The 6,477-nt window shown below is 75.8% G+C and carries 4 protein-coding genes and 1 pseudogene; 2 read left to right on the forward strand and 3 right to left on the reverse strand.

The window, feature by feature from the left end; all coding sequences use genetic code 11:
• Nucleotides 1-305 precede the first annotated feature (305 nt).
• The gene (locus AB6N24_RS14195; RefSeq protein ID WP_412870034.1) at nucleotides 306-1,397 is read left to right on the forward strand and encodes an SMP-30/gluconolactonase/LRE family protein; all 1,092 of its coding nucleotides are present in this window, start codon (nucleotides 306-308) and stop codon (nucleotides 1,395-1,397) included.
• Nucleotides 1,398-1,577: 180 nt separating this feature from the next.
• Here the strand turns inward: AB6N24_RS14195 and AB6N24_RS14200 are convergent, their stop codons facing one another.
• On the reverse strand, nucleotides 1,578-3,413 hold the full coding sequence (locus AB6N24_RS14200) for a carbohydrate-binding module family 20 domain-containing protein (RefSeq protein WP_412870035.1): 1,836 nt from the start codon (nucleotides 3,411-3,413) through the stop codon (nucleotides 1,578-1,580).
• A 252-nt stretch (nucleotides 3,414-3,665) separates the two neighbouring features.
• Between AB6N24_RS14200 and rarD the strand changes: the two genes are divergently transcribed.
• Nucleotides 3,666-4,745 (forward strand): EamA family transporter RarD, encoded by a 1,080-nt coding sequence (gene rarD, locus AB6N24_RS14205; RefSeq protein ID WP_412870036.1) that lies wholly within the window; start codon nucleotides 3,666-3,668, stop codon nucleotides 4,743-4,745.
• Here the strand turns inward: rarD and AB6N24_RS14210 are convergent.
• A complete protein-coding gene (locus AB6N24_RS14210; protein WP_412870037.1) occupies nucleotides 4,711-5,451 on the reverse strand; it encodes a PP2C family protein-serine/threonine phosphatase in 741 nt (246 codons plus the stop codon). The two genes, rarD and AB6N24_RS14210, sit on opposite strands and share 35 nt — an antisense overlap.
• Nucleotides 5,448-6,477: pseudogene (locus AB6N24_RS14215) on the reverse strand (FHA domain-containing protein); the annotation flags it as partial. The pseudogene AB6N24_RS14215 and the gene AB6N24_RS14210, both read right to left, overlap by 4 nt.

The raw sequence follows: 6,477 nt of genomic DNA on the forward strand, positions 1-6,477 counted from the left end.
CGCGGGGCCCACGGCGCTGCCGGGCGCACAGGTGCTGAAACCCAGCATACGTCGCGAGCCACCCGTCCATCTCACGGGGCGCCAGCATGCGGACACCCGCGTGGACACCGGCCCGACCGCAGCGACGGCGGCTCCCGAGAGGCACGGGACCCCGGTCTCGGCGAGACTGACGGCGCTGCACCGGAAGGGTCCGTCGCGGACCCGCGCGTCCGACCGACGCGGACCGGTGCCCTCGTCGGGCAGCGGGGGACGGCGGGCCGCCGCCCGACGGGACCGACGGCACCCGTCGACGGAGGGGTCCACCGATGCACACCCACCGCACGGCACGCAGCACGGCGAGCAGCACGGCGAGCAGCACCGCACGCACGTCTCCACGGGCGCCCGCCCGGGCGGCGCGGCACAGGGTACGTCCGGCGGCCGCGGCCGTCGCGGCGCTGCTCCTCGTGGCGCTGCTCCCCGCACCCGCCGGTGCGCACGACGGCGGGCACGGCGGGCACGACGGGCACGGCCCCGACCGGCCGACGACCTACCTGCTCGACCCGGTCGGCGACGCCGCCGACGACGTGTTCCCCGAGGGTGTCGCGGTCGCGCGCGACGACTTCTACGTCGGGAGCACGACGGACGGCACGATCTACCGCGGCGACCTCGACGACCCGGTCGCGACGCCGTTCCTGCCCGGTGGGGCCGACGGGCGCACGGCCGCGATCGGCCTGGAGGTCGACCGGGGGACGCTGTTCGTCGCAGGCGGCGCGACGGGTCGGCTGTTCGCCTACGACATGCGGACCCGCGCGCTCGTGGGGTCCTGGCAGGTCGAGCAGACCGGCGCGCCGACGTTCCTCAACGACGTCGCGGTGAGCTCCCGGGGCGACGTGTACGTGACCGACTCGCTGCGGCCGTTCCTCTACCGGGTCGACGCGCGCGACCGGCGTACCACCGGGACGCAGCCCCTGCCGGTGCACGTGGCGTTCGAGGGCACCGAGCTCACCTACACCACCGGGTTCAACGTCAACGGCGTCGTCGTGACGAAGGACGGCCGGTACGCGGTGCTCGCGCAGTCCAACGCGGCGGCGCTGTTCCGGGTCCGGCTCGGCGACGGGGCGGTGCAGCGCATCGACCTGGGCGGCGAGGCGGTCGCCGGGGACGGGCTCGTGCTCGACGGGCGCCGCCTGCACGCGGTCGAGCGCCAGGGCGACCTCGGGCAGGTCGTGACGATCGAGCTCGACCGGCGCCTGACGTCGGGCACCGTGGTGAGCCGGACGACCGACCCGTCGTTCGACGACCCGACCACGGCGGCGCTCGTGCGCGGGAGCCTGCTCGTGGTGAACAGCCAGTTCGGCGAGCGCAACGCGGGCGAGGCGCCGGGGCCCTTCACGGTCTCGCGCATCCCGGTGCCCTGACCGGGGCACCCGGCACAGGCCGCGCGTCCGCCTCGGGCACTCACCCCGGTGCTCGCACCCGGCACAGGCCGCGCGTCCGCCTCGGGGGCTCGCCCAGGCGGACGCGCGGCGGTGTGGAAGGGGGTGGCGCCGTACACCTCCACGCGCCCGGCACCACCCCCGGTCAGGGACGCGGACCCGTCAGCCGCGCCACGTGTCGGTCAGCGACAGGACGCCGCTTGCGGGCACCGTCGTGGTGCGGTTGGCGCCGCTCTCCCACGTGACGTTGCCCGCGGCGTCCTTGCGCACGTACTTGTACGCGACGCTCGCCCCCGCGGGCAGCGGCACGGTCGCGCGCCACACCGGGTAGGTGGCCGACGAGAGCGCGACCGCCCGCGCCGGGTCCCAGCCGCCGAGCTCGGCGCGGTCGCCGACGACGAACAGGTTCTGACCCCACTGGGTGCTCGCCTGGACGCCGAACGAGATCCCGGCCGTCGCGCTCGTCGGGCTCGCCGTCGGGCTCGGGGTGGGCGACGGCGTCGCGCCGGTCCCGCCGGCCTTTGCCCCGACGTGCAGCGCGACGGAACCGTTGCCGGGCACGGTGAACGTCGCCTGACCGTTGGACGCGACGGTCACGAGCGTCCCGGAGCAGCCGGACGACGTGGCGGCGCCGCTGATGACGTCGCAGTACCGGCCCGCGGGCAGCGAGGTCTGGAACGTCCGGGTCAGCGAGCCGCCGGCCTTGTTGAGCGCGACGTACCCCTTGTCGCCGCGGCCGTAGGCGACCTGGTTGCCGCCGTTGTCCCACCACTGCACGAGGTCGGTGCCGGCGACGGCGTTGCGGAACGCCGTCATGTGCGCGGTCTCGTTCCAGCGGTGCGCGCACGTCCACGTGCCCTGGCCGCACGCGGCCTCGCCGACCTTCCCGTTCGCCTGCTGCGGCGGGCCCTGGTCGTTGCTGCTGAACGCGTAGCCCGAGTACACCGTCGGCCAGCCGTACGGGTAGGACAGCGCGAAGACGTTCGCGAGGCGGTAGTCGGCCCCGTTCTTGTACGTGAGCGTCTCGCCGTTGCGCTCGGTGTCGTGATTGTCGACGAAGACGCCCGCGCGGGCCGACGGCAGGAGCCACGACGCGGAGCGCAGGTCGCGCAGCTGTGCGAGGTTGCCGCCCTGGACGGCCCCCTTGAGGTGGCGGGCGTAGTTGAACTCGTGCGAGTCGCCGGAGCCGAGGTACTCGCTGGGCTGCACGGGCTCGCCGCCGGCGCCGATGACCTCGTGCACGACGTAGACGCTCGGGTCGGACAGCTTGGCCCGGATGGCTTCGAGGTCCGTCGCCGGGATGTGCTTCGCGGCGTCGACCCGGAACCCGCGGACCCCCAGCGAGATGAGGTCGTTGAGGTAGCTCGCGATCTCCTGGCGCACGTACTCCGACCCCGTGCGCAGGTCTTGCAGGCTCACGAGCCGGCAGTTCTGCACCTGGTACCGGTCGCCGTAGTTGCTGATGTTCGTGCGGCAGTCGTTGAAGTCCTGCGGGCCGTAGCCACCCTCGGGGCCGGGGTACTGCTCGGTCGAGAAGCGCGTGCCCGCCCAGCCCGTTCCGCCGGACTGGCCGCTCATGTGGTTGATGACGACGTCGGCGATGACCTGGACCCCGGCGGCGCGGCACGTCGCGATCATCGCGGCGTACTCCGCGCGTGTGCCGAGCTTCGACTCGATCTTGTAGCTGACCGGCTGGTACGAGGTCCACCACTGGCCGGCGACCTGCGCGTGCTCGTTCGGGGGTGAGGTCTGGACCCACGCGTACCCGGCCGGGCCGAGCACGTCGGTGCACTCGCGCGCGATCGACGTCCAGGTCCACTGGAAGAGGTTGACGCCGGTGCTGCGCTGCCCGGGCGGGCCGGCCTGCGCGGCGGGCGCGGTCGCGACGTCGGCCGCGGTGACGAGACCGCCGAGCGACAGGACGGCGGCGAGGGCGAGAGCCGCTGCGCGCGGCAGCCGTCGGCGCGCGCGTGACGGGGTGGGACGGGTTCGGGACACGGGTCGTGCTCCTCAGGTCGGCCGACGGCGGCGTCGGGCATCCGGCCGCCGCGGCGCTGCGGTGGCCTCGCCGGTCCGGGACCGGCAGGTGGAGGAGGTGTCCCGGGACGGGTCCGGGGCGCGGAACGGCATGCTGCCCGTCGCGGTCCGGCGCCTGCAAAGACCCGGAAACGCTCGTTGCAACTTGCTGCAATCGGACAGTAGGCGACGTCGAGGAGGTCGTCAACCGCTCGGTCGGCTTACCGTCGGGCGGTGAGCACCGAGAACCCCCGGCCCGAGGCACCCGCGTCCCCCCACGAGGCCAGCCCCGCCCCCAGCCCGGCGCTGGACCGACGCGGGCTCGCCGGCGGCATCGGCGCGTACGCGCTCTGGGGGCTCCTCCCCCTGTACTTCCCGCTCATGCAACCCGCCGGTGCCGTCGAGATCATCGCCCACCGCATCGTCTGGTCGCTGGCCTTCTGCGCGCTCCTCCTCGGCGTGACCCGCGGCTGGCGCCCGTTCCTGACCGTGCTGCGCAGCGGTCGCACGCTCGCCCTGCTCACCGCCGCAGCCCTCCTGCTCGCCGTGAACTGGCTCGTGTTCGTCTACGGCGTCCTCACGGACCAGGTCGTCGACGCCGCGCTCGGGTACTACATCAACCCCATCGTCGTCGTCACGCTCGCCGTCCTCGTGCTGCACGAGCGGCTGCGCCCGGCGCAGTGGGTCGCGCTCGGCTTCGGGACCGCCGCGGTCGTCGTGATCGCGGTCGGCTACGGGCGGGTGCCGTGGATCGCGCTCACGCTCGCGGGCAGCTTCGGCGCCTACGGGCTGATCAAGAACCGGGTCGGGCGCACCGTGACCGCCGTCCCCGGGCTCGCCGCCGAGACCCTCGTGCTCACCCCGCTCGCGCTCGGCTACCTCGGGTGGCTGCACGCCGCCGGGCTCGGTGCGTTCGGCGCGCACGGGGCCGCGCACACGCTCGCGCTCGTCGGGTCCGGGGTCGTCACGGCGGTCCCGCTGGTGCTGTTCAACACCGCCGCACGCCGGCTGCCGCTGTCGCTCGTGGGCCTGCTGCAGTACATCGCCCCCACGCTGCAGCTCGTCATCGGCGTGCTCGTGCTGCACGAGGCGATGCCCGCCGCCCGGTGGTGGGGCTTCGGGCTCGTGTGGGTCGCGCTCGTGCTCCTCGCGGTCGACGGCGCCCGGCAGGGCCACGTGGACCGGCTCGCGCGGCGCTCGGCGGCGGCCACCGGGAGCAGCGCGGACCATGCCGGCCCGGTCGACCACGCCCCGGCGCCCGGCAGCACCGGGGACCCCCTCAGTCCGGGAGCGCCTCGACCACCAGCACGGTGATGTTGTCGTGCCCGCCTGCGACCAGAGCCGCGGCGAGCAGGCGGTCCGCCGCGTCCTGCGGGCCGGTCGCGTGGCGCAGGATCTCCGCGATGCGCGACTCCGGGACCTCGTCGGTCAGCCCGTCCGTGCACACGACCACCTCGTCGCCCGCCGCGAGCGGCAGCGCGAAGAAGTCGGGCTCCGGGGCGTCCGGGCGCCCCCCGCCGAGCACCCGGGTCACCACGTGCCGCCGCGGGTGCGTGCGCGCGTCCGCGGGCGTGATGATCCCCCGCGCGACGAGCTCCTCGACCTCCGAGTGGTCGACGCTCACGCGCTCGAGCGCGCCGTCCGCCCACCGGTACGTGCGGGAGTCACCGAGGTTGACGACCAGCCAGGTCCGCCCGCGCGGCGACCCGACCACGACGACGCCCGACAGGGTCGTGCCCGGGGGTGCACCGGACTCGACGGGGATCTCCCGGATGCTCTGCTGCGCCGCCGCGAGGGCCGCGCGCACGTCGTCGGGCGTCACGGTCTCGGGGCCGACGAGCGCCCGCAGCGCGTCGACCGCGCAGGCGCTCGCGACCTCGCCGGCCTCGTGCCCGCCCATGCCGTCCGCCACGGCGAACACCGGGAACTGCGCCAGGTGGCTGTCCTCGTTGGTCTCGCGGCGTGAACCCCGGTCGGTCGCGGTCCCCCAGCGCACGCCGTGCGCCTCACCCGCGGTCACGCGTCGAGCACCCGGAAGCGCCGGTCGCCGAACTCGACGACCGCGCCCGAGGGGACGGCCGTCCGCACCCCGGCGGTGAGCCGCTCGCGCGTCCCGTCGGTGTGCACGAGCGCGGAGCCGTTGGTCGAGCGCCGGTCGAGGACCCAGAACGCCCCGTCCTCGGCGCCGAACTCGAGGTGCGTCTTCGAGACCGACCGTGCGGGGTCGTCGATCGGCACCACGTGCGCCACCACGCCGCTGTCGGCGGTCGACGGGTTGCGCCCGACGACGCCGCGACCCGTGACGGTGAACGCCTCACCGGTGTCGAACACGAGGCGGACGCCCCGCGCGGAGGCGGCGGCGACGGGGGCGCGGTCGGTGGGCGCGCGGTCGGTGGACGCGCGGTCGACCGGGGCACGGTCCTCCGCTGCCGCGGGACCGCCGTCCGCGTCCGGTGCGTCGAGCGGCGGGATCGTGCGCAGCCGCCGGGTCGGGGCCGTCGGCGCCTGGGCGTCGAGCGGCCGGGCGGCCACGCGTCCGGCCTCCGGACCGAGGTCGGCGTCCGCAGCGCCGGGACGGAGGGTTAGGTCGGCGTCCGCAGCGCCGGGCCGGGGCGTCGGGTCGGCGTCCGCAGCGCCGGGCCGGAGGGCCGGGTCGGCGTGCTCGAGGCCGGGCTGCGGGAGCAGGTCGTCCCACGACGGCGCCGCGGTGATGACCTCGGACGGTGCGGCTGCGGGTGCCGGGTCGGCCGGGAGGGCCGTCGACCAGGTGGGGACGGCGATGGTGGGTGCCGGTGCCGCGGCCGGTGCCGGTGCCGGTGCCGTGCCGGGCGAGGGAGCCGGTTCCGGGTCGACGCGTCCACGGGCCGTCCCGGTCGGCGGCGTCGGGTCCTCGTCGTGCCCTGGGGCGGGGGTGCCGGCATCGCCCCGCGGTCCGGCGCCGACGACCCCCGGGACCCGCGCGGTGACCGACGCGTCCGCCGCACGCGACCCGCCGACGCGCGGCTCCCCGACGCGCGGCTCCCCCGCGTGCGGCTCGCCCGCCTCC

Origin of the sequence: Cellulomonas jepli, assembly GCF_047229345.1 — a bacterium.
GTDB lineage: Bacteria > Actinomycetota > Actinomycetes > Actinomycetales > Cellulomonadaceae > Cellulomonas_A.